Annotated in this window: 17 protein-coding genes; 10 read left to right on the top strand and 7 right to left on the bottom strand. The window is 62.6% G+C overall.

Going from position 1 to position 23,054, the window contains the following annotated elements:
• Positions 1 to 423: 423 nt before the first annotated feature.
• Entirely contained in the window at positions 424 to 705 is a 282-nt protein-coding gene (locus OO258_RS10920; protein ID WP_003250290.1) for a GNAT family N-acetyltransferase, read from the top strand.
• A 57-nt stretch (positions 706 to 762) separates the two neighbouring features.
• Here OO258_RS10920 and OO258_RS10915 read toward each other — a convergent pair whose 3' ends face one another.
• A complete protein-coding gene (locus tag OO258_RS10915; protein WP_266030349.1) occupies positions 763 to 1,839 on the bottom strand; it encodes a 3-deoxy-7-phosphoheptulonate synthase in 1,077 nt (358 codons plus the stop codon).
• Positions 1,840 to 2,073: 234 nt separating this feature from the next.
• Here OO258_RS10915 and OO258_RS10910 point away from each other — a divergent pair, with 234 nt between their 5' ends.
• The 3 genes from OO258_RS10910 to cysB all read left to right on the top strand — a co-directional run bounded on the left by OO258_RS10910 (position 2,074) and on the right by cysB (position 4,734).
• Positions 2,074 to 3,021, top strand: coding sequence for a putative 2-dehydropantoate 2-reductase (locus OO258_RS10910; protein ID WP_266030347.1), 948 nt, complete (start codon positions 2,074 to 2,076; stop codon positions 3,019 to 3,021).
• A gap of 112 nt (positions 3,022 to 3,133) precedes the next feature.
• Positions 3,134 to 3,631, top strand: a complete 498-nt coding sequence (locus OO258_RS10905) for a universal stress protein (RefSeq protein ID WP_110745005.1) — start codon at positions 3,134 to 3,136, stop codon at positions 3,629 to 3,631.
• A gap of 128 nt (positions 3,632 to 3,759) precedes the next feature.
• A complete protein-coding gene (gene cysB / locus OO258_RS10900; RefSeq protein ID WP_061203019.1) occupies positions 3,760 to 4,734 on the top strand; it encodes an HTH-type transcriptional regulator CysB in 975 nt (324 codons plus the stop codon).
• A 39-nt stretch (positions 4,735 to 4,773) separates the two neighbouring features.
• Here the strand turns inward: cysB and OO258_RS10895 are convergent, their stop codons facing one another.
• From OO258_RS10895 to OO258_RS10875, 5 genes are all read right to left on the bottom strand, one after another.
• Positions 4,774 to 5,508 carry a phosphoadenylyl-sulfate reductase gene (locus OO258_RS10895; protein WP_110745006.1) on the bottom strand — a complete coding sequence of 245 codons (735 nt, stop codon included), beginning with the start codon at positions 5,506 to 5,508 and terminating at the stop codon, positions 4,774 to 4,776.
• A 160-nt stretch (positions 5,509 to 5,668) separates the two neighbouring features.
• A complete protein-coding gene (pabB, locus tag OO258_RS10890; protein WP_266030342.1) occupies positions 5,669 to 7,012 on the bottom strand; it encodes an aminodeoxychorismate synthase component I in 1,344 nt (447 codons plus the stop codon).
• 1,048 nt (positions 7,013 to 8,060) lie between these two features.
• A complete protein-coding gene (locus OO258_RS10885) occupies positions 8,061 to 9,041 on the bottom strand; it encodes an alpha-L-glutamate ligase-like protein (RefSeq protein WP_110745008.1) in 981 nt (326 codons plus the stop codon).
• Complete coding sequence (locus tag OO258_RS10880; protein WP_266030340.1) at positions 9,041 to 10,576, bottom strand: inactive transglutaminase family protein; 1,536 nt, start codon at positions 10,574 to 10,576, stop codon at positions 9,041 to 9,043. Before OO258_RS10880 ends, OO258_RS10885 begins: the two co-directional genes overlap by 1 nt.
• 5 nt (positions 10,577 to 10,581) lie before the next feature.
• Positions 10,582 to 11,118, bottom strand: a complete 537-nt coding sequence (locus OO258_RS10875; RefSeq protein WP_110745010.1) for an ATP-dependent zinc protease — start codon at positions 11,116 to 11,118, stop codon at positions 10,582 to 10,584.
• A gap of 306 nt (positions 11,119 to 11,424) precedes the next feature.
• Between OO258_RS10875 and OO258_RS10870 the strand changes: the two genes are divergently transcribed.
• The 6 genes from OO258_RS10870 (at position 11,425) to prpD (ending at position 19,966) form a co-directional block, all read left to right on the top strand.
• Positions 11,425 to 12,141 carry a GntR family transcriptional regulator gene (locus OO258_RS10870; protein ID WP_266030339.1) on the top strand — a complete coding sequence of 239 codons (717 nt, stop codon included), beginning with the start codon at positions 11,425 to 11,427 and terminating at the stop codon, positions 12,139 to 12,141.
• A complete protein-coding gene (gene prpB, locus OO258_RS10865) occupies positions 12,138 to 13,028 on the top strand; it encodes a methylisocitrate lyase (RefSeq protein ID WP_110745012.1) in 891 nt (296 codons plus the stop codon). Before OO258_RS10870 ends, prpB begins: the two co-directional genes overlap by 4 nt.
• Positions 13,029 to 13,090: 62 nt before the next feature.
• Complete coding sequence (prpC, locus tag OO258_RS10860) at positions 13,091 to 14,218, top strand: 2-methylcitrate synthase (protein ID WP_110745013.1); 1,128 nt, start codon at positions 13,091 to 13,093, stop codon at positions 14,216 to 14,218.
• 161 nt (positions 14,219 to 14,379) lie between these two features.
• Entirely contained in the window at positions 14,380 to 16,968 is a 2,589-nt protein-coding gene (acnD, locus tag OO258_RS10855) for a Fe/S-dependent 2-methylisocitrate dehydratase AcnD (RefSeq protein WP_266030485.1), read from the top strand.
• Positions 16,969 to 17,119: 151 nt separating this feature from the next.
• Positions 17,120 to 18,310 (top strand): 2-methylaconitate cis-trans isomerase PrpF, encoded by a 1,191-nt coding sequence (gene prpF / locus OO258_RS10850; protein ID WP_266030337.1) that lies wholly within the window; start codon positions 17,120 to 17,122, stop codon positions 18,308 to 18,310.
• A gap of 171 nt (positions 18,311 to 18,481) precedes the next feature.
• Positions 18,482 to 19,966 carry a 2-methylcitrate dehydratase gene (gene prpD / locus OO258_RS10845; RefSeq protein WP_047604059.1) on the top strand — a complete coding sequence of 495 codons (1,485 nt, stop codon included), beginning with the start codon at positions 18,482 to 18,484 and terminating at the stop codon, positions 19,964 to 19,966.
• A gap of 103 nt (positions 19,967 to 20,069) precedes the next feature.
• Here the strand turns inward: prpD and acnB are convergent, their stop codons facing one another.
• On the bottom strand, positions 20,070 to 22,679 hold the full coding sequence (gene acnB, locus OO258_RS10840) for a bifunctional aconitate hydratase 2/2-methylisocitrate dehydratase (protein WP_110745017.1): 2,610 nt from the start codon (positions 22,677 to 22,679) through the stop codon (positions 20,070 to 20,072).
• Positions 22,680 to 23,054: the final 375 nt, after the last annotated feature.

Below are 23,054 nucleotides of genomic sequence, written 5' to 3'. Positions count from 1 at the left end.
AGTAAGTAAACTGACTGAGCGCAAGAACTGCAAAAAAAATGTTGCTTGACGCCTGGTCGACAAGATTTGTGACGTGCTTGTGAAAAAAATGGGGAGGGTTCGCAAGCGATTGTAGTACAGGAACTTTTTTGCTGAACTAAGGGTGACTTTAACTGTCCTTGGGCGTCTTAAGCCCTAGAACATCCGGCGGCTATTGAGCGGGCAGGGGAAGAGTCGCCCTGGTAGCGTTTTGGCCATTTTTAACGGTCGCCACCTTGAGCAATCCTGCTTGCCGCGCCTACTATCTTGTGAGTGCCAGAAGACGCGAACGATTGCAATCGTCCAGAGGTCGAAGGGGCAACAGGTGGCGCAGACAGTTCTGTGCCGGATAAACCACCATCGGTTAAGGTATGGGTCTGCCGAGAAGACCTGCGAGGAGTAGTGATGAGCGAAGCGCTGACCATCCACCATGACCAGGCCGGTCATCAGTTTGAGACCAACGTGGACGGTCATCGTGCCTACCTGACGTACATGGACCTGGGCAAGCAGACGCTGGACATCTATCGCACCTTCGTGCCCAACGCCCTGCGTGGCCGCGGGATTGCTGCCGCGCTGACCGAACGGGCCCTGGAGTACGCTGAGCAGATGGGCTACACGGTGATCCCGTCCTGCTCGTATGTGGAACGCTACATGGAGCGCCAGCAGCGGCATTCGAGCAAGGCCTGAATCTGTATTAAAAAAAAGCGGGGCCGCTGTGCGGCCCCGCTTTTTTATTGCGCCAAATCAGCCGCGCTTCCGCTGCGGCAGCACATCCTTCAGCTTGGCGCGCATGCTGCGCAAGGTCTTTTCGGTAGCCGACCAGTCGATGCAGGCATCGGTAATCGACACGCCGTATTGCAGCTCTTCCAGGTTCTTCGGAATCGACTGGCAGCCCCAGTTCAGGTGGCTTTCAACCATCAGGCCGATGATCGACTGGTTGCCTTCGAGGATCTGGTTGGCCACGTTCTCCATCACCAGCGGTTGCAGGGCCGGGTCCTTGTTGGAGTTGGCGTGGCTGCAATCGACCATGATGTTGGCCTTGATCTTGGCCTTCGCCAGGTCCTGTTCACACAAGGCGACGCTGACCGAGTCGTAGTTCGGCTTGCCGTTACCGCCGCGCAGTACTACGTGGCCGTAAGGGTTGCCCTTGGTGGTGACGATCGACACGCCGCCTTCCTGGTTGATGCCCAGGAAGCGGTGCGGCTTGGACACCGACTGCAGGGCGTTGATGGCAACGGTCAGGCCGCCGTCGGTGCCGTTCTTGAAGCCGACCGCCGAGGACAGGCCCGAGGCCATTTCGCGGTGGGTTTGCGATTCGGTGGTGCGGGCGCCGATGGCCGACCAGCTGATCAGGTCCTGCAGGTACTGCGGGGAGATCGGGTCGAGTGCTTCGGTGGCGGTTGGCAGGCCCATTTCGGCCAGGTCCAGCAGCAACTGGCGGCCGATGTGCAGGCCGTCCTGGATCTTGAACGAGTCATCCAGGTAGGGGTCGTTGATCAGGCCTTTCCAGCCGACGGTGGTGCGCGGTTTTTCGAAGTACACACGCATGACCAGGTACAGCGTATCGGACACTTCTTCGGCCAGCACCTTCAGGCGCTCGGCGTACTCGTGGGCGGCCTTGATGTCGTGGATGGAGCAAGGGCCAACCACGATGAACAGGCGATGGTCCTTGCCGTCGAGAATATTGCGCACCACTTCACGGCCGGCAGTAACGGTCTGCAGGGCCTTGGCGCTGAGGGGGATTTCCTTCTTGAGCTGATCGGGGGTGATCAGGGTCTCGTTGGAGGCAACGTTCAAGTCATCGATCGGTAAATCAGCCATCGTGTTACTCGTCAGGTCACGGGTGCCGGCCGCCAACTATCCCCGTGCGGCCCAGCAGCAAGAATAATCGCAGCGGGGAGCCGAACCTTAGCGCGTTACAGGTGGCGCGACAATGGGCTGGGCCCAGTCATTGTGGGGTTTTTCCGCGTTCGGGGGGCGCTGCGCGCGAACGGGCTGCCCAGTGTTGCGCAACCTGTGTAAAAAGAACGCTGAATTTATCCAGTGGAGATCAGCATGCATTCGCACACACCCCGCATTGGCATCATTGGCACCGGCGCCATCGGCGGCTTCTACGGGTTGATGCTGGCCCGTGCCGGTTTCGACGTGCATTTTCTGTTGCGCAGCGAGTACCAGGCTGTTCGTGCGCAAGGGCTGAAGCTGGACAGTGCCGTCCATGGCGCGATGCAGATGGACGTGCAGGCGTACGCCAACGTCGCCGACATGCCGCCATGCGACTGGCTGCTGATCGGTGCCAAAGCCACCAGCAACGATCAGCTGGCGCCGCTGATCGTCCAGGCGGCTGCACCAGGCGCCAAGGTCGTGCTGCTGCAGAACGGCCTGGGTGTGGAGGAACAGCTGCGGCCAGCTTTGCGCAACGATATGCACCTGCTCGGTGGGCTGTGTTTCATCTGCGTCAATCGCCAGGCCCCGGGTGTGATCCGCCACCAGGCGTTGGGGGCGGTCAATCTGGGCTATCACAGCGGGCCGGCCAGTGACGGCGGGGCTGCCCTGGCCAGTGAAGGAGCCGGCCTGTTCCAGGCCGCAGGTATCGATTCGCAGGCCATGCCGAACCTGGCCCTGGCGCGCTGGCAAAAGCTGGTATGGAACGTGCCCTACAACGGCCTGTCGGTGCTGCTGGGGGCCAGTACCACGCCACTGATGGCCGACAGCCACAGCCGCGAGCTGATCCAGGCCTTGATGGCCGAGGTGGTGCAGGGGGCGGCGGCGTGTGGCCAGGTGTTGCCCGAGGGTTACGCCGAGCACCTGTTCCAGGTGACAGAGCGTATGCCTGACTACTGGCCAAGCATGTACCACGACCATGTGCACAAGCGCCCGCTGGAGCTGCAGGCCATCTATGCCGAGCCGCTGGCACAGGCAATGGCCGCCGGCTGCAGCCTGCCGCGCATGCAGATGCTGCATCAGGCGCTGAGTTTCATCGACAGCGGCGACCGCCGCCGCTGAGGTCGGCCTTGGTCTGCAGGCCGCGCCAGTAGTGCGCCAGACGGCAAAGCGAGCGTCTGGCGCGCTGCTAAGCTGAAGCTTGCTCTGCCGCTGCGGCAGTCGAGGAGGTCGAATGATCCGCTCCATGCTGTACGCCACCGACCTCGGTGTCTACGCCCCTTTTGTCATGCAACACGCGCTGGCCCTGGCGCGCACTTTCGGCGCCGAATTGTATGTGATCCATGCGGTGGAGCCGATGGGCCAGTTCGCCGAGTCACTCCTGCAGAGCTACCTCGATGAACAGACACTGGACCAGCTGCACAGCCAGGGGGTGAACACGGTGATGGCCAACATAGAACAGCGTGTGCTGGAGAGCTTTCGCGACGAGCTGGGCGAGGAGGCCGACCTGGCGGTGATAAAGGCCGTGCGGGTGCGTCAGGGCGACCCGGCGCAGGTGATCCTGGATCAGGCGCAGCGGTTAAGTGTCGACCTGCTGATATTCGGTAGCCACAGCGCCGGCGCCGGCGTGGATGTACCGCTGGGGCGCACCGCAGTGCGGCTGCTGCAGCTGTCGCCGGTACCGGTGTACATGGTGCCGTTGGCGCAGCATCTGGGGCGTAGGAAATCCTGAAGGTTGCCGTAGGCCATTTCCGGGGTAGGTAACAAAATTGTTCTAGATTTATTTCCAGAACCACTAATATAGTTATATATCGTCGCTGCCTGACTGCTGCGGACTCATCGCTGAACCGAGGGAAACCTATGAAGCTTCAACAACTGCGCTACATCTGGGAAGTGGCGCACCATGACCTCAACGTCTCCGCGACGGCTCAGAGTCTGTATACCTCCCAGCCCGGTATCAGCAAGCAGATCCGCCTGCTGGAAGATGAACTGGGTGTTGAAGTCTTTGCCCGCAGCGGTAAGCACCTGACCCGCGTTACCCCGGCCGGCGAGCGCATCATCAACACCGCTGGCGAGATCCTGCGCAAGGTCGAAAGCATCAAGCAGATTGCCCAGGAGTTCTCCAACGAGAAGAAGGGCACGCTGTCCATCGCCACCACCCATACCCAGGCGCGCTATGCCTTGCCGCCGGTGATCAGCAGTTTCATCAAGCAGTACCCGGAAGTGTCGCTGCACATGCACCAGGGTTCACCCATGCAGATTGCCGAGATGGCCGCGGACGGGACGGTCGATTTCGCCATCGCTACCGAGGCGCTGGAGCTGTTCGGCGACCTGATCATGATGCCGTGCTACAAGTGGAACCGTTGTGTGGTGGTGCCACAAGGTCACCCGTTGGCGAAGCTGCCAAAGCTCACCCTGGAAGCCGTTGCCGAATACCCGATCGTCACCTATGTGTTCGGTTTCACCGGGCGCTCCAAGCTGGACGAAGCCTTCAACCATCGTGGCCTCACGCCGAAAGTGGTGTTCACTGCAGCCGACGCCGACGTGATCAAGACCTATGTGCGCCTGGGGCTGGGCGTGGGTATCGTCGCGGGCATGGCGGTGGACGCCAAGCTCGACAGCGACCTGGTGGCACTGGATGCGAGCGAGCTGTTCGAGGCCAGCATTACCAAGATCGGCTTCCGTCGAGGCACCTTCCTGCGTGGGTTCATGTGCGACTTCATCGAGAAATTTGCCCCGCACCTCACCCGCGAAGTGATGGCCAAGGCCATTCAGTGCCACAACAAGCAAGAGCTTGAAGAACTGTTTGCCGGTGTTGAGCTGCCGGTGCACTGATCCGCAATTGCAAGGGGCCGCTATGCGGCCCCGGGTTTTTCAAGCTTTGCTGATCAAGTTGCCTGCGTGCAACCCGCATTCCTTCTGCGTCGACTCTTCCCACCACCAACGCCCTTCACGCTCGTGCTGGTTCGGCAGCACGGGGCGGGTGCATGGTTCGCAGCCGATGCTGATGAAACCACGCTCATGCAGGCTGTTGTACGGCAGCTCCAGCATGCGGATATAACCCCACACTTCTGCGCTGCTCATCTGCGCCAGCGGGTTGAACTTGTACAGCGTGCGCTCGGGGGTGGAGAAGGCGCTGTCGATTTCAAGTGCTGCCACCTGGCTGCGGGTGCCTGGGCTCTGGTCGCGGCGCTGGCCGGTGGCCCAGGCGCTCACGGTCGCCAGCTTGCGGCGCAATGGCTCGATCTTGCGGATGCCGCAGCACTCGCCATGGCCGTCCTTGTAGAAGCTGAACAGCCCCTTGTCCTTGACGAACGGGTCGAGCTTGGCGCGGTCGGGGCTGAGGATTTCGATGGGCAGGTTGTACTGCTCGCGAACCTGGTCGATGAACCGGTAGGTCTCCGGGTGCAGGCGGCCGGTGTCGAGGCTGAATACCTTGACCTGCTTGTTCAGCTTCCAGGCCATGTCAACCAGCACCACGTCCTCGGCGCCGCTGAAGGAGATCCACAAGTCATCACCGAAGTGCTCGAAGGCAAGCTTGAGAATGTCCTGCGGGGACTTGTTGGCATAGGTCGCGGCCAGGGCGGCGACGTCGAAGGGTTGGCTCATCAGGCGGTTTCCATCTTGGCTGTGGCGCTGTGCGCTCGTAGTGGGGTGATGGTAACAAAAAAACGCGGGTTAGACGGTCTGATATCGGCGGCGCCTGCCTCGCGGTTCAGCTGCGCATACCCTGTGGGCGCGGGCGCGCCCGTCAGGAATCTACCACCGGTCACAAGCCCTGCAGGGTCTGCATCAGCACCCGTACCTTGGCAATCGACTCTTCATATTCGGCCTGCCATTCGGAGTCAGCCACCACAGCGCCGCCGCCCCAGCAGCTGACCTGGCCGTCTTTCACCAGCAGGCTGCGAATGGCAATCGAGCTGTCCATTTCCCCGCGCACGTCCACATACAGCAGCGAGCCGCAGTACAGCGCCCGTCGCGCCGGTTCCAGTTCGTCGATGATCTGCATGGCACGGATTTTTGGTGCGCCGGTGATCGAGCCGCCAGGGAAGCTGTCGCCGATCAGGTCGAGTGCGTCTTTATCGCTGGCCAGCTGCCCGGTAATGCTGCTGACCAAGTGGTGCACGTTAGGGTAGCTCTCCAGGCTGAACAGTTCGGGTACTTTCACGGAACCGATCTCGCAGGTGCGCCCAAGGTCGTTGCGCAGCAAGTCGACGATCATCAGGTTTTCCGAGCGGTCCTTGGGGCTGTGCAGAAGCTCCTCGGCATTGCGCTGGTCTTCAGCCGGGTCGCTGGCGCGCGGGCGAGTACCCTTGATCGGCCGGGTTTCAACCTGGCCCTGGCTGACGCGGATGAAGCGTTCGGGCGAGAAGCTCAGCAGGGCGCTGCCGTCGTCCAGTTGCTGGTAGGCGGAAAACGGCGTCGGGCAGGCGCGGCGCAGAGACTGGTAGGCCCGCCAAGGGTCACCCTTGCAGGGTGCACGGAAGCGTTGGGTGAGGTTGATCTGGTAGCAGTCACCGGCCTGGATGTACCGCTGTACCTGGTCGAACGCCGTTTTGTACTGCGTGGGTTGCAAGTCGCCGGTCATTGGCGCAAGCAGTTGGAAATCGCCGCTATCGGCCTGCTGGTCGGCCTCGAACAGGCTGATCAGGCGATTGCGCTCATCGCCTGCCAGGCTCGGGTGGAATACTAGCTGGCTGGTGCCGTATAGGTGGTCGCTGACCAGTGCCCAGGCGTACAGGCCCAGTTGGGCGTCTGGCAGGCCGAGGTCGTCTGCAGCCAGGCTTGGCAGCTGTTCCAGGCGGCGGCCGAAGTCGTAGCTCAGGTAGCCGATCAGGCCGCCGGCAAAGGGTAGCTCGCTGCCTTCGGGCAGTTGTGCGTGGCCCAGTTTTGCCAAGGCGGCGCGCAGGCGCTGGAGGAACGCGCGACCCTGTTCGTCAGGCTGCACTTGCAAGTGTTGCAGCGGCCAGGCGCTGAGCAGGTCGAAGCGGCCGCGTTCGGCACCGGGGCGGGCGCTGTCGAGCAGGATCGCGCCGGGTGCCTGGCGCAGGCGGGCGAAATAGGCGGCAGGGTCGGGCTGGTAGGGCAGGGGGTGGAGCGTACAGGTCGGCATCAGTGTGGACGGCGATGTAAAAGCGAGGAGGGCGATTGTAGACCTGTGCAGGAAAAGCGCCTAGCACTGGGCGCGACATTCAACTGTGTGTTTGGCATCCGGGGCTGCTTTCCGGCCCACCCGCGACGCAAGGCCGATCTCATAGAGCAAAAATGCCTTATTGATTTGGCAGGGACTCTTTGGGAGCAACTGTCTTGCTCAATTTCTAGAATCTGGTGCGATCCCTGTGGGAGCGGCTTTAGCCGCGAACACGGGCGAAGCCCGTGCCATGCACCGTGTTGGATTCTTCGCGGGGCAAGCCCGCTCCCACAGGTACCCCCCCCCCGGAGGCTCGAGGCTGATGCAGTACCTGGGGAAACAACTGTCTTGCTCAATTTCTAGAATCTGGTGCGATCCCTGTGGGAGCGGCTTTAGCCGCGAACACGGGCGAAGCCCGTGCCATGCACCGTGTTGGATGCTTCGCGGGGCAAGCCCGCTCCCACAGGTACCCCCGCAGGCTCGAGGCTGATGCAGTACCTGGGGAAACAACTGGCTTGCTCAATTTCTAGAATCTTGCGCGATCCCTTTGGGAGCGGGCTTGTCCCGCGAACACGGGCGAAGCCCGTGCCATGCACCGGGTTGGATGCTTCGCGGGGCAAGCCCGCTCCCACAGGTACCCCCACAGTTCCAACCCCACAGGTCCAACCCCGGAGGCTCGAGGCTGATGCAGTACCTGGGGAAACAACTGGCTTGCTCAATTTCTAGAATCTTGCGCGATCCCTGTGGGAGCGGGCTTGTCCCGCGAACACCGGCGGAGCCGGTGCCATGCACCGGGTTGGATGCTTCGCGGGGCAAGCCCGCTCCCACAGGTACCCCCACAGTTCCAACCCCGCAGGCTCGAGGCTGATGCAGTACCTGGGGAAACATCTGTCTTGCTCAATTTCTAGAATCTTGCGCGATCCCTGTGGGAGCGGGCTTGTCCCGCGAACACGGGCGAAGCCCGTGCCATCCACCAAGGCGTCAGTTTCGGGGGCAAGTTGCCCCCACAGGTGGGAGCGGCCCGGCGCTGTCAGCCGGGATGCACGTGCCCAAATAACCCCTGCGACACTTTCACTCGCTGCTCCGCGTCTTCGGTAACGCCATCTTTGGCCAGCGCCTCGATGTGCGCTTCGATGGCGTGGGTGCGCTGGGTCAGGCCGCAGTCGTTGGCAATCTGGATGTTCAGGCCCGGGCGGGCGTTGAGCTCCAGAATCAGTGGGCCTTTGTCCTGGTCCAGCACCATGTCCACACCGATGTAACCCAGCCCGCACAGCTCATAGCAACCGGCGGCCAGCTTCATGAAGCCGTCCCAGTTCGGCAACTGCACGCCGTCCACCGCGTTAGTGGTGTCCGGGTGCTTGCTGATGATGTTGTTCAGCCAGGTGCCGCGCAGGGTCACGCCGGTGGCCAGGTCGACCCCGACGCCGATGGCGCCCTGGTGCAGGTTGGCCTTGCCGCCTGACTGGCGGGTCGGCAGGCGCAGCATGGCCATTACCGGGTAGCCCATCAGTACGATGATGCGGATGTCCGGCACACCTTCGTAGCTGATGCTCTTGAAGATCTGGTCCGGGGTCACCCGGTATTCGATCAGCGCGCGGTCGCGGTGCCCGCCCAGCGAATACAGGCCGGTGAGGATGCTCGAGACCTGATGCTCGATTTCCTCGTGGCTCATGATCTTGCCCGAGACCGTGCGGTAACGGTCCTCGAAGCGGTCGGCAATCACCAGGATGCCGTCACCGCCAGCCCCTTGCGCCGGCTTGATGACAAAGTCGCTGCGGCCGCCGATGATCTCGTGAAGCTTGTCGATCTGCTTCTCGGTCTCGATGATGCCGTACATTTCCGGCACATGGATGCCGGCCGCCAGGGCGCGCTCCTTGGTGATGATCTTGTCGTCGACGATCGGGTACAGGTGGCGCTTGTTGTACTTCAACACGTAGTCCGCGTTGCGCCGGTTGATACCCATGATGCCCCGGGCCTCCAGGGCTTTCCACGTCTTGATCAGGCCAAACATCAGGCGTCAGCCTTCTTCAGGAATGCCTTGAAGCGCACGAGCTCGGTCAGGCGGTAGCCGCGGTAGCGGCCCATTGCCAGCATGAAGCCCACCAGGATCAGCAGCACGGCAGGGAAGGTGAACACGAAGTACACCAGCTCCGGCACCATCATCAGCAGGTGTGCCAGCGAGGCGGCGAACAGGGTGCCGATGGCCACTTTCATGGCATGGCCGCCACCACGCTCTTCCCAGGTGATCGACAGGCGTTCGATGGTCATGGTCAGGATCACCATCGGGAACAGCGCCACCGACAGCCCGCGCTCCAGGCCCAGCTTGTGGCTGAACAGGCTGATGGCCGCGATCAGCACCACGACGAAGGTCAGTACCACCGACAGGCGTGGCAGCATTTGCAGCTTCAGGTGTTCCAGGTACGAGCGCAGCGACAGGCCGAGTGCCGTGATTACCGTGAACAGCACGATACCGAAGCCCAGCTGGGTCTCGCGGAAGGCCAGGGCGATCAGCACCGGGGTGAAGGTACCCAGGGTCTGCAGGCCGATCAGGTTGCGTAGCACCAGGATCACCAGCACGCCGATCGGGATCATTACCATGATCATGAAGGTTTGCTGGGTTTGCAGTGGCAGACCGTACAGCGAGTACTCGAGGAAGTCGGCGTCGGTGTTCTCGTCGGTCAGCTTGGCCAGGCGGATGGCGTTCATCTCGCTGTTGTTCATGCTGAAGGTGACGTTGGCCTTCTTGCCGCCATCGACGGTGATCAGGTTGTCGTCACCCGTCCACCACAGCAGGCGGTCGCTCGGCAGGCCTTGCTCGCCAGTGTCCGGGTTGAAGTACAACCAGTCGCTGCCGTTGAAGCTGCGCAGCCACAGTTCCGGGGTTTGCGGGGTGTCGGCCACCAGGCGGATAGTGTGCACCTTCTCCATCGGCACGTGGGCGATGGACAGCAGCAAGTCGATGACCTGGGCCTTCTTCATCGGCGAAGTGTCACCGGCGAGCAGCAGCTTGACGTTGTCGTCGTTGAGGTTATTGACCCGCTTGATGGTCTCGCTGACGAAGGTTTCGACGTCGGCCGAGTGCTGGCGGATCGGTGCCATCAGGGCTTCGGCAGCGATCTTTTCGGGGCCCTCGATGGCCAGGCTGTCACGGAAGGTCGGCCCTTTGACCGTGGTCTTCTCGTTGCTGTAGCGCTTGGTCAGCACCAGGCGATAGTAGAGGGTCTGGTTGCCGCTGGCGCGACGGGCCGACCAGGTCACCTTGCGGTTGCCGTCGGCACGGTTGACGCTGACCCCGTAGTTGTTGGAGATGAAGCTCTCGTTGAGGCTGACGTAGTCGCGGTTCAGCGGTGGCACGAACATCTGCACCTTGACCGGGTCCTTGGTGCTGGCCACGAATTCGACCTTGGCGTCGATATTCCACAGGTCGTCGGTTTCATCTTCGGTCACCGGGATGCCGAGGAAGAAAATCTGATAAGCCGTGACGGCCACGCCCAGCAGCACCAGCACGGTGATCAGGACTTTCAGATGGAGGGTAAGAGAGCGCATCGGGATTACTCTGCTTTGGGAGCGTCGGTGGCACAGGCAGGTTTGCCGGCCGCGTATTTAAGGCTTGGATCAACCAGTGCGTCGAAGTGCTTGAGGGCCTCGGAACCGATCAGCAGCGGGAACTGGAAGGCGCTGCGGTCGGTGAGGTTGACTTCGATGGTACGTACGGCCTGGCCCATGCATATTTCGAGTTCGATGACCGGGCGGGCAGTGTAGGCCTTGCCCGAATCGGCATCATAGTCGCCGGCCCGGCGCTTGATCTTGCTGACACGTGCCAGCGGACGTTCGATCGGGTGTGAGTGGGCGGCGTCGATGGCCAGGTAGAAGCGCACCCAGCTTTCGCCATTGCGCTTGAACCGCTTGATATCGCGGGCACTTAGCGATGCGGTCTTGGCACCGGTGTCGAGCTTGGCGGCCACTTCCAGGTCCAGGTCGCCCAGTCGTGCATATTCGTTGAGACCATACACGGTCTTGCCCGCCGCCTGGCCAATGGCCGGTAGCAGGGTGAGGCATAGCAGCAATAAAACGGGTGTAAGTCTCATAATCCTGGCGCGGTGCAGTGCAAGGTTCTAGGCAAGGTTCAGGTCAAGGTGACTGGCAACTACTGCGCAAGCTTCCTCGTTCATCTGTCAACAAGCATCAATGAATGACAGACAGGCTATCCATACCCCATCGGAGGCGCGGCATTCTATCACGCCGACGTCTTGACGCCAGCGGTGCGCGATATGACAGCGCATGGCCATCGTTAGTTCGTTCTTAGACGATTGTCGACAATATTGATTTTGTCTTTGACTTGAATGGCTTGATTCGCTAATTTCAGCGCTATGGATTTTCAAGGTGTCGACAATATGCAAGACCTTTCCACCCCTGCCGCGGCGCTGACAGACGAAACGGAAACCTTGTCCGAAAACGTCTTCCGGCGCATCCAGGCGGCCATCGTCAAGGGTGAAATCGCCCCCGGCAGCAAGATTTCCGAGCCTGAGCTGGCGCGTACCTACGGTATCAGCCGCGGCCCGCTGCGTGAGGCCATCCACCGCCTGGAGGGGCAGCGCCTGCTGGTGCGTGTGCCGCATGTGGGGGCGCGGGTGGTTTCGCTCAACCACGCCGAGCTGATCGAACTGTACGAAATCCGCGAGTCGCTGGAGGGCATGGCCTGCCGCCTGGCCGCCGAGCGCATGAGCCAGGCCGACATCGACGAGCTGCGCCGGGTGCTCGATACCCACGAGCGTGATGCTGCGTTTCAGGCCGGCGTAGGTTACTACCAGCAAGAAGGCGACTACGACTTCCATTACCGGATCATCCAGGGTAGCGGCAACCAGACCCTGGTGAAGATGCTCTGCGGCGAGCTGTACCAGCTGGTGCGCATGTACCGCATCCAGTTCTCTGCCACGCCCAACCGGCCGCGCCAGGCTTTTGCCGAGCACCACCGCATTCTCGATGCCATCGCCGACCGTGACGGCGAGCTGGCCGAACTCCTGATGCGCCGGCACATCGGCGCGTCCAAGCGCAATATCGAGCGTCATTACCTGGACGCCCACAACAACAGCCCACGAGGTGAGAAATGACTGTGAAGAGCACCCCTGGTCAGCGTTTCCGCGACGCCGTTGCCGCTGAACACCCGCTGCAGGTGGTTGGCGCCATCAATGCCAACCATGCCCTGCTGGCCAAACGCGCCGGCTTCAAGGCCATCTACCTGTCCGGTGGTGGCGTGGCCGCGGGCTCCCTGGGCCTGCCAGACCTGGGCATCAGCGGCCTGGATGACGTGCTGACTGACGTGCGCCGCATCACCGACGTGTGCGACCTGCCGCTGCTGGTGGATGTCGACACCGGCTTCGGTGCCTCGGCCTTCAACGTGGCCCGCACGGTGCGCTCGATGAGCAAGTTCGGCGCAGCAGCGATCCACATCGAGGATCAGGTAGGCGCCAAGCGTTGTGGCCACCGGCCGAACAAGGAAATCGTCACCCAGCAGGAAATGGTCGACCGCATCAAGGCAGCCGTCGACGCCCGTACCGATGACAGCTTCGTGATCATGGCGCGTACCGACGCCCTGGCGGTCGAAGGCCTGAATGCCGCTCTGGACCGTGCCGAGGCGTGCATCGAGGCAGGTGCCGACATGATCTTCCCGGAAGCTATCACCGAACTGCAGATGTACAAGACCTTCGCTGACCGGGTGAAGGCCCCGATCCTGGCGAATATCACCGAATTCGGCGCCACGCCACTGTACACCACTGAAGAGCTGGCCTCGGTCGACGTGTCGCTGGTGCTGTACCCGCTGTCGGCATTCCGCGCCATGAACAAGGCGGCCGAGAACGTGTACACCGCGCTGCGCCGCGACGGCACGCAGAAGAACGTGATCGACACCATGCAGACCCGCATGGAGCTTTACGATGCCATTGGCTACCACGCCTTCGAGCAGAGCCTGGATGCGCTGTTCGCCCAGAAGAAAGGTTGAGCCAGCCGCTCCCGAATTAGCCAGATCGCTTCCTATAACAAGTTCAAGAAAGGAGAAACACCATGGCCGAAGCAAAAGTACTCAGTGGCGCAGGCCTGCGCGGCCAGGTGGCCGGCCAGACCGCACTGTCGACCGTGGGCCAGGCCGGTGCCGGGCTGACCTACCGGGGTTACGACGTGCGTGACCTGGCAGCCGATGCCGAGTTCGAAGAAGTCGCCTACCTGCTGCTGTACGGCGAGCTGCCAACCCAGGCTGAACTGGCCGACTACAAGCGCAAGCTCAAGGGCCTGCGTGACCTGCCGCAAGCACTGAAGGAAGTGCTGGAGCGCATTCCGCGCGACGCCCACCCGATGGACGTGATGCGCACCGGTTGCTCGGTGCTCGGCACCCTCGAGCCCGAACTTACCTTCGAGGCCCAGCGTGACAAGACCGACCGCCTGCTGGCGCTGTTCCCGGCCGTGATGTGTTACTGGTACCGCTTCACGCATCATGGGGTGCGCATCGATTGCACCAGCGATGAAGACACCCTCGGCGGCCATTTCCTGCACCTGCTGCACGGCAAGAAACCGAGCGAGCTGCACGTCAAGGTCATGAACGTATCGCTGATCCTGTACGCCGAGCACGAATTCAACGCTTCGACCTTCACTGCCCGCGTCTGTGCCTCGACCCTGTCCGACCTGTACTCCTGCGTTACTGCAGCCATCGGTTCGCTACGCGGCCCGCTGCACGGTGGCGCCAACGAGGCAGCCATGGAGCTCATCGAGCGCTTCCAGAGCCCCCAGGAAGCCACCGCCGAGCTGCTGCGCATGCTGGAGCGCAAAGACAAGATCATGGGCTTCGGCCATGCCATCTACAAAGAGTCCGACCCGCGCAACGAGGTCATCAAGGGCTGGTCGAAGCAACTGGCCGATGAAGTGGGTGACAAGGTGCTGTACCCGGTTTCCGAGGCCATCGACAAGACCATGTGGGAGCAGAAGCGCCTGTTCCCCAATGCCGATTTCTACCATGCCTCGGCGTACCACTTCATGGGTATCCCGACCAAGCTGTTCACCCCGATCTTCGTCTGTTCGCGCCTGACCGGCTGGGCGGCGCACGTGTTCGAACAGCGTGCCAACAACCGCATCATCCGCCCGAGCGCCGAGTATGTCGGCGTCGAGCAGCGCCAGTTCGTACCGATCGAGCAGCGCTGAATAGCTATAGAGAGGCAACCCGTTTTCCTTGTGGGAGCGGGCTTGCCCGCGAATGCGGCCGGCCTTGCAATCACTGTGCAGCTGCTGACGCATTCGCGGGCCGCCCGCTTCCACAGGTACGGTAAAACCTTCCGAATCCTGTGACCGAGCCTGATTCCATGATGAACACTGCATACCGCAAGCACCTGCCAGGCACCGATCTGGACTACTTCGATGCCCGCGCGGCGGTCGAGGCGATCAAGCCCGGCGCCTACGACGGCCTGCCCTACACCTCACGCGTACTCGCCGAAAACCTCGTCCGCCGCTGCGACCCGGCCACCCTCGACGCCTCGCTGGGGCAACTGATCGAGCGCCAGCGCGACCTCGACTTCCCGTGGTTTCCGGCGCGCGTGGTGTGCCATGACATTCTCGGCCAGACTGCGCTGGTCGACCTCGCCGGCCTGCGTGACGCCATCGCCGACAAGGGCGGCGACCCCGCCCAGGTCAACCCGGTGGTGCCGGTACAGTTGATCGTCGACCACTCCCTGGCCGTCGAGTGCGGTGGCTTCGACCCGCAAGCGTTCGACAAGAACCGCGCCATCGAAGACCGCCGGAATGAAGACCGTTTCCATTTCATCAACTGGACCAAGAAGGCGTTCAAGAACGTCGACGTGATCCAGCCGGGCAACGGCATCATGCACCAGATCAACCTGGAGAAGATGTCGCCGGTTATTCACAACGACCACGGCGTGGCCTACCCAGACACCTGTGTCGGCACCGACAGCCATACTCCCCACGTCGATGCACTGGGCGTGATCGCCATTGGCGTGGGCGGCCTGGAGGCGGAAAACGTCATGCTCGGCCGCGCCTCGTGGATGCGCTTGCCGGAAATCGTCGGGGTCGAGCTGACCGGCAAGCTGGCACCGAATATCACGGCCACCGACCTGGTGCTGGCTTTGACCGAATTCCTGCGCAAGCAGAAAGTCGTGGGCGCCTACCTGGAATTCCATGGCCAAGGTGCGCGCGCCCTGACCCTGGGTGACCGCGCCACGATCTCCAACATGGCCCCGGAATACGGCGCCACGGCGGCAATGTTCGCGATCGACCAACAGACCATCGACTACCTGCGCCTGACCGGCCGCGAGGAGCAGCAGGTCAAGCTTGTGGAAACCTACGCCAAGGCCACCGGCCTGTGGGCTGACAGCCTGAGCGGCGCCGTCTACGAGCGCACCCTGAGCTTCGACCTGTCGAGCGTGGTGCGCAACATGGCCGGCCCGTCCAACCCGCATGCCCGCGTCGCCACCAGTGACCTGGCGGCCAAAGGCATCGCCGGCAGCTGGGAGGAAGTGCCGGGGCAAATGCCGGATGGCGCGGTCATCATCGCTGCCATCACCAGTTGCACCAACACCAGCAACCCGCGCAACGTGATTGCCGCAGGCCTGATTGCGCGCAATGCCAACAAGCTGGGCCTGACCCGCAAGCCGTGGGTCAAGTCGTCGTTGGCACCCGGCTCCAAGGCGGTGCAGCTGTACCTGGAGGAGGCAGGGCTGGAGAAGGAGCTGGAGCAGCTTGGCTTTGGCATCGTCGCCTTCGCCTGCACCACCTGCAACGGTATGTCCGGCGCCCTGGACCCGGTGATCCAGCAAGAAATCATCGACCGCGACCTGTACGCCACTGCCGTGTTGTCGGGTAACCGTAACTTCGACGGGCGTATCCACCCGTACGCCAAGCAGGCTTTCCTGGCTTCGCCACCGCTGGTGGTCGCCTACGCCATCGCCGGTACCATCCGCTTCGACATCGAGAAGGATGTACTGGGGGTGGTCGACGGCAAGGAGATCCGCCTCAAGGACATCTGGCCCAGCGACGAAGAAATCGATGCGGTGGTGCGTGCGGCGGTCAAGCCAGAGCAGTTCCGCAAGGTCTACATTCCAATGTTCGCCATCGAGGAAGACCGCGGGCCGAAAGTTGCGCCGCTGTATGATTGGCGCCCGATGAGCACCTATATCCGCCGCCCTCCCTACTGGGAAGGGGCCCTGGCCGGTGAGCGCACCCTACGCGGCATGCGCCCGCTGGCGGTGCTGCCGGACAACATCACCACCGACCACCTGTCGCCGTCCAACGCGATCATGCTCGACAGCGCGGCAGGTGAGTACCTGGCGAAAATGGGCCTGCCGGAAGAAGACTTCAACTCTTACGCTACCCACCGTGGCGACCACCTGACCGCCCAGCGCGCCACCTTCGCCAACCCCAAGCTGTTCAATGAAATGGTGCGCAAGGAAGACGGCAGCGTGAAGCAGGGCTCGCTGGCGAGAATCGAGCCGGAAGGCAAGGTTACCCGTATGTGGGAGGCGATCGAAACTTACATGCAGCGCAAGCAGCCGCTGATCATCGTCGCGGGTGCTGACTACGGCCAGGGCTCGTCGCGCGACTGGGCGGCCAAGGGCGTGCGTCTGGCGGGTGTCGAGGCAATCGTCGCCGAAGGCTTCGAGCGCATTCACCGGACCAACCTGGTAGGCATGGGCGTGCTGCCGCTGGAGTTCAAGCCGGGCACCGACCGCAAGACCCTGGGCCTGGATGGCAGCGAGACCTATGATGTGCTTGGGGCGCGTACGCCACGGGCGACCCTGACCCTGGTGGTTACCCGCGCCAATGGCGAGCGCCTGGAGGTACCGGTGACCTGCCGCCTGGACACCGCCGAGGAAGTGTCGATCTACGAAGCGGGCGGGGTGCTGCAGCGCTTTGCCCAGGACTTCCTCGAAGCGACCGCCTGAGCATGAATCGGGGGCCGCTTTGCGGCCCTTTCGCGACACAAGGCCGCTCCCACAAAGGGCGGCGCAGTACCTGTGGGAGCGGCCTTGTGTCGCGAAAGGGCTGCAAGGCAGCCCCAGGGTATTTCACCGGACTATCAGGATGCCCAAGACAATGGCACATGTACCCCAGATCAAAATCCCCGCCACGTACATCCGTGGCGGCACCAGCAAAGGCGTGTTCTTCCGCCTGCAAGACCTGCCCGAGCAGGCGCAAATTCCAGGCCCCGCTCGCGACGCACTGCTGCTGCGGGTAATCGGCAGCCCCGACCCCTATGGCAAACAGATCGACGGCATGGGCGGCGCCACGTCCAGCACCAGCAAGACCGTGATCCTGTCGCAAAGCATCAAGCCCGAACACGATGTCGACTACCTGTTTGGCCAGGTCAGCATCGACAAGGCCTTCGTCGACTGGAGCGGCAACTGCGGCAACCTCTCTGCTGCGGTCGGTTCGTTCGCCATCAGCAGCGGCCTGGTCGACCCGGCGCGTATTCCGCGCAATGGCGTTGCCACCGTGCGCATCTGGCAAGCCAATATCGGCAAGACCATCATCGCTCACGTTCCGATCACCGAAGGCGAAGTGCAAGAGACCGGCGACTTCGAGCTGGACGGGGTCACGTTCCCGGCCGCCGAGGTGCAACTGGAGTTCCTTGACCCCGCCGCCGACGAGGACGGTGACGGCGGGGCTATGTTCCCCACCGGCAAGCTGGTCGATGACCTGGAAGTGCCCGGTGTGGGCACCCTGAAGGCGACGTTGATCAATGCCGGCATCCCGACCATTTTCCTCAATGCCGCCGACATTGGTTATAGCGGTACGGAACTGCAGGATGCCATCAACGGTGACCCCCAGGCGCTGCTGCGTTTCGAGACCATTCGTGCCTATGGAGCAGTGCGCATGGGCCTGATCGAAAACGTCGACCAGGCTGCCGGGCGTCAGCACACGCCGAAAGTCGCTTTCGTCGCGCCGCCGAGCACCTACACTGCGTCCAGTGGCAAGACGGTGCAGGCGGGCGACATCGATCTGCTGGTGCGGGCGTTGTCGATGGGTAAGCTGCACCATGCCATGATGGGAACGGCAGCGGTGGCAATCGGCACCGCAGCGGCCATTCCGGGTACGCTGGTCAACCTTGCTGCTGGTGGGGGTGAGCGCAGTGCCGTACGGTTCGGCCACCCCTCGGGCACCTTGCGGGTTGGGGCCCAGGCGCGCCAGGTGGAGGGTGAGTGGACGGTAACCAAGGCAATCATGAGCCGTAGTGCTCGCGTGCTGATGGAGGGCTGGGTTCGCGTGCCTGGCGATAGCTTCTAACGCACCACTGGCGCTCGGCTTTAGTTCGTTGGGGCCGCTGTGCGGCCCTTCGCGGGCTTGCCCGCTCCCACAGGGTAACCACTGGTTCTGAATGCTGTGGTCAATCTGTGGGAGCGGGCAAGCCCGCGAAGGGCTGCACAGCAGCCCCGGCAATTCTGAAGGGAGCTGGATATGAGCGCCAACGTAGACCTCAACGACCGCCCGGACTACGACCGGGTGCTGCAAACCTTGGCCGATTACGCCCTCGGCTACCGGGTCGAATCCCTCGAGGCCCTGGACACTGCGCGCAACTGCCTGATGGACACCCTCGGTTGTGGGCTGCTGGCCTTGCGCTTCCCGGAGTGCACCAAGCTTCTTGGCCCCCAGGTGGAAGGCACCGTGGTGCCCAATGGCGCGCGCGTTCCCGGCACTGCTTACCGCCTAGACCCGGTCAAGGCCGCATGGGACATTGGCTGTACGGTGCGCTGGCTGGACTACAACGACACCTGGCTGGCCGCTGAGTGGGCCCACCCCTCGGACAACCTCGGTGGCATCCTGGCGGTCGCCGATCACCTGTCGCAGAAGCATGTGGCCGCAGGCGAGCAGCCGCTGCTGATGCGTGATGTGCTCCAGGCCATGATCATGGCCCACGAAATCCAGGGCGTGCTCGCGCTGGAAAACGCCTTCAACCGCGTGGGCCTTGACCATGTGATACTGGTCAAGGTGGCCTCCACGGCCGTGTGCGCGAGGCTGATGGGCGCCAACCGCGAGCAGATGCTGAGCGCGCTGTCCCATGCCTTTGTCGACGGCCAGGCGTTGCGCACCTACCGCCATGCCCCCAACGCCGGGTCGCGCAAGTCCTGGGCTGCAGGCGATGCCTCCAGCCGCGGCGTGCGCCTGGCAGACATCGCCCTGCGCGGCGAGATGGGCGTGCCAAGTGTGCTCACGGCGCCGCAGTGGGGCTTCTACGATGTGTCGTTCAGCCATACCAACAAGGACCTGGCGCTCAAGCCTGCCGGCCAGTACGAGCTGCGCCTGCCGCAACCGCTGGGCAGCTACGTGATGGAAAACGTACTGTTCAAGGTCAGTTTCCCTGCCGAGTTCCACGCCCAGACGGCCTGCGAGGCGGCGGTGACCCTGCACCCCAAGGTGCGTAACCGCTTGCACGAAGTCGACCGTATCGTCATCACCACCCAGGAGTCGGCAATCCGTATCATTTCCAAGAGCGGGCCGCTGGCCAATGCCGCTGACCGCGACCACTGCCTGCAGTACATGGTGGCGGTGCCGCTGATTTTCGGGCATCTGGTAGCCGAGCAATATGAAGACGCCTTTCATGCCAACCACCCGAGCATCGACCGCTTGCGCGAGAAGATGGAAGTGGTGGAAGACCCGCGGTTCAGCCGTGAGTACCTGGAGCCAGACAAGCGTTCGATCGCCAATGCGCTGCAGGTGTTCTTCAAGGATGGCAGCAGTACCGAGCAGGTGGTGGTGGAATACCCGATAGGGCATCGGCGCCGGCGCGGGGAGGGCATACCACTGCTGGAGAGCAAGTTCAGGGCTAACCTGGCGACACGTTTTGCCCGGCAGCGGTGTCAGCAGATTGTCGAACTGTGCAAGGACCAGCAAACGCTGGAACAGATGGCGGTGCACAGGTTTGTGGATCTGTTCGTGATCTGAGCAGCGCGAGGCCTATCAAGGCTGCTGCAGGAAGGCGGGACAGGGCGAACAAAAAAGCCCCGGCATCGCTGCCGGGGCTTTCTGTTACACCTTACAACTCAGCTTACGCCTGAACCACCGGGATCTTGGCGTTGGCTGCCGCCTCGCGGAACTCGGCGATCTGGTCGAAGCTCAGGTAGCGGTAAACGTCGGCAGCCATGCTGTCGATGTCTTTCGCGTACTGCATGTACTCTTCGACGGTCGGCAGTTTGCCGATGATCGAGGCAACAGCAGCCAGCTCGGCCGATGCCAGGTACACGTTGGTAGCGTCGCCCAGGCGGTTCGGGAAGTTACGGGTCGAAGTGGAAACCACGGTCGAACCGGTCTGCACACGTGCCTGGTTACCCATGCACAGCGAGCAGCCTGGCATTTCCATGCGCGCACCGGCCTTGCCGTAGATGCCGTAGTAGCCTTCTTCGGTCAGCTGGTGAGCATCCATCTTGGTTGGCGGAGCCAGCCACAGACGGGTCGGGATACCGCCCTTGACCTTGTCCAGCAGCTTGCCGGCCGCGCGGAAGTGACCGATGTTGGTCATGCACGAACCGATGAACACTTCGTCGATCTTCTCGCCCTGTACCGAGGACAGCAGGCGGGCATCGTCCGGGTCGTTCGGCGCGCAGAGCACAGGCTCTTTGACGTCGGCCAGGTCGATTTCGATGATTTCGGCGTATTCGGCATCGGCGTCGGCCGACAGCAGCTCAGGCTTGGCCAGCCAGGCTTCCATGGCCTGGGCGCGACGCTCCAGGGTGCGGGCATCGCCGTAGCCTTCGCCGATCATCCAGCGCAGCAGGGTGATGTTGGACTGCAGGTACTCGGCAATAGCCTTCTCTGGCAGCTTGATGGTGCAACCGGCAGCGGAGCGCTCGGCCGAAGCGTCGGACAGCTCGAAGGCTTGCTCGACGGTCAGTTCGTCCAGGCCTTCGATTTCCAGGATACGGCCGGAGAAGGCGTTTTTCTTGCCTTTCTTCTCGACGGTCAGCAGGCCCTTCTGGATGGCGTAGTAAGGGATGGCGTGTACCAGGTCACGCAGGGTGATGCCTGGTTGCAGTTTGCCCTTGAAGCGCACCAGGATCGACTCTGGCATGTCCAGCGGCATGACGCCGGTGGCAGCGGCGAAGGCTACCAGGCCGGAACCGGCCGGGAACGAAATACCGATCGGGAAGCGGGTGTGCGAGTCGCCACCAGTACCCACGGTGTCAGGCATCAGCATGCGGTTCAGCCAGCTGTGGATGATGCCGTCGCCCGGGCGCAGCGACACGCCGCCACGGGTGCGGATGAAGTCTGGCAGGGTGTGGTGGGTGGTGACGTCGATTGGCTTCGGATAGGCCGCGGTGTGGCAGAACGACTGCATTACCAGGTCGGCAGAGAAGCCCAGGCATGCCAGGTCTTTCAGCTCGTCGCGGGTCATCGGGCCAGTGGTGTCCTGGGAACCGACGGTGGTCATCTTCGGCTCGCAGTAGGCACCTGGGCGCACGCCCTGGCCTTCTGGCAGGCCGCAAGCGCGGCCGACCATTTTCTGTGCCAGGGTGAAGCCTTTGCCGGTGTCGGCAGGCTGCTCTGGCTTCTTGAACAGGTCGGAAGCACCCAGGCCCAGCTCGGCGCGGGCCTTTTCGGTCAGGCCACGGCCTACGATCAGCGGGATACGGCCGCCAGCGCGAACTTCGTCCAGCAGTACTTCGGTTTTCAGTTCGAAGGTGGTAACCAGCTCATCGCTTTCGTGGCGGCGTACTTCACCTTTGAACGGGTAGACGTCGATGACGTCGCCCATGCCCAGGTTGGTGCAGTCGAATTCGATCGGCAGGGCGCCAGCGTCTTCCATGGTGTTGTAGAAGATCGGGGCGATCTTGGTGCCGAAGCAGAAGCCACCGGCGCGCTTGTTCGGCACGTACGGGATGTCGTCGCCGAAGAACCACAGCACCGAGTTGGTGGCGGATTTACGCGAGGAACCGGTACCGACCACGTCACCCACGTAGGCAACCGGGAAGCCCTTGGCCTTGACCGCTTCGATCTGGGCCAGCGGGCCGACCGAACCTGGCTGCGACGGCTCGATGCCGTCGCGGGCCATTTTCAGCATGGCCAGGGCGTGCAGCGGGATGTCAGGGCGCGACCAGGCGTCCGGGGCAGGCGACAGGTCGTCGGTGTTGGTTTCGCCTGGCACCTTGAACACGGTCAGGGTGTACTTGTCGGCAATGGCCGGACGCGAGGTGAACCACTCGCCGGCAGCCCACGATTCCATAACGGCCTTGGCGTGCGCGTTGCCGGCCTTGGCTTTTTCAGCCACGTCGTGGAAGGCATCGAACATCAGCAGGGTGTGCTTGAGCTGCTCGGCCGCGACGGCGCCCAGTTCGGCGTCATCCAGCAGCGCTACCAGCGTTTCGATGTTGTAGCCGCCCTGCATGGTGCCCAGCAGCTCGGCAGCGTGCTTGCGGTCGATCAGTGGCGACGTGGCTTCGCCCTTGGCGACGGCGGAGAGGAAAGCGGCCTTGACGTAGGCAGCTTCGTCGACCCCTGGTGGTACGCGGTTGGTGATCAGGTCTACGAGGAAGGCTTCTTCGCCGGCCGGCGGGTTTTTCAGCAGCTCGACCAGGCCTGCAGTTTGTTCGGCGTTCAGCGGCTGGGGCACGATACCCAGGGCGGCGCGCTCTTCGATGTGTTTGCGGTAGGCTTCAAGCACAGTTATTTCCCTCATCAGTGGTCCCTAAAGGGGGTCCGGGACGCTTATCCAGCATTCGATGCACCCATGCGCTGCCACGGCTTTGTGGGCCGCCCAGCCAGGGTCGCAAAGAATCCTTACAGAAGCTGCTTTCAAAGTTTTACGCCTGCAGAACGGGGGGCTGATGAGGGCTGGCTCGGGCATGCGAGGGGTGCATGGCCCGGGCCAACGCCGTTCTACCGGATCAACTGTGCTCGTGACGCTTTGAAAACAGCTTCCAACGGACATTGTTGCCTTTGAAAAGGCGGGATGATTCTACGGCAAAAAAAGCCTGAAAGTAAGGCGCAGAAGATGACTTTAACGGGTGACCCTGGTTAGACAAAGGGCTAACATGGG

The organism is Pseudomonas sp. DCB_BI, assembly GCF_026240995.1.
Taxonomy (GTDB): Bacteria; Pseudomonadota; Gammaproteobacteria; order Pseudomonadales; family Pseudomonadaceae; genus Aquipseudomonas.
This window is presented reverse-complemented; position numbering and strand designations above follow the sequence as displayed.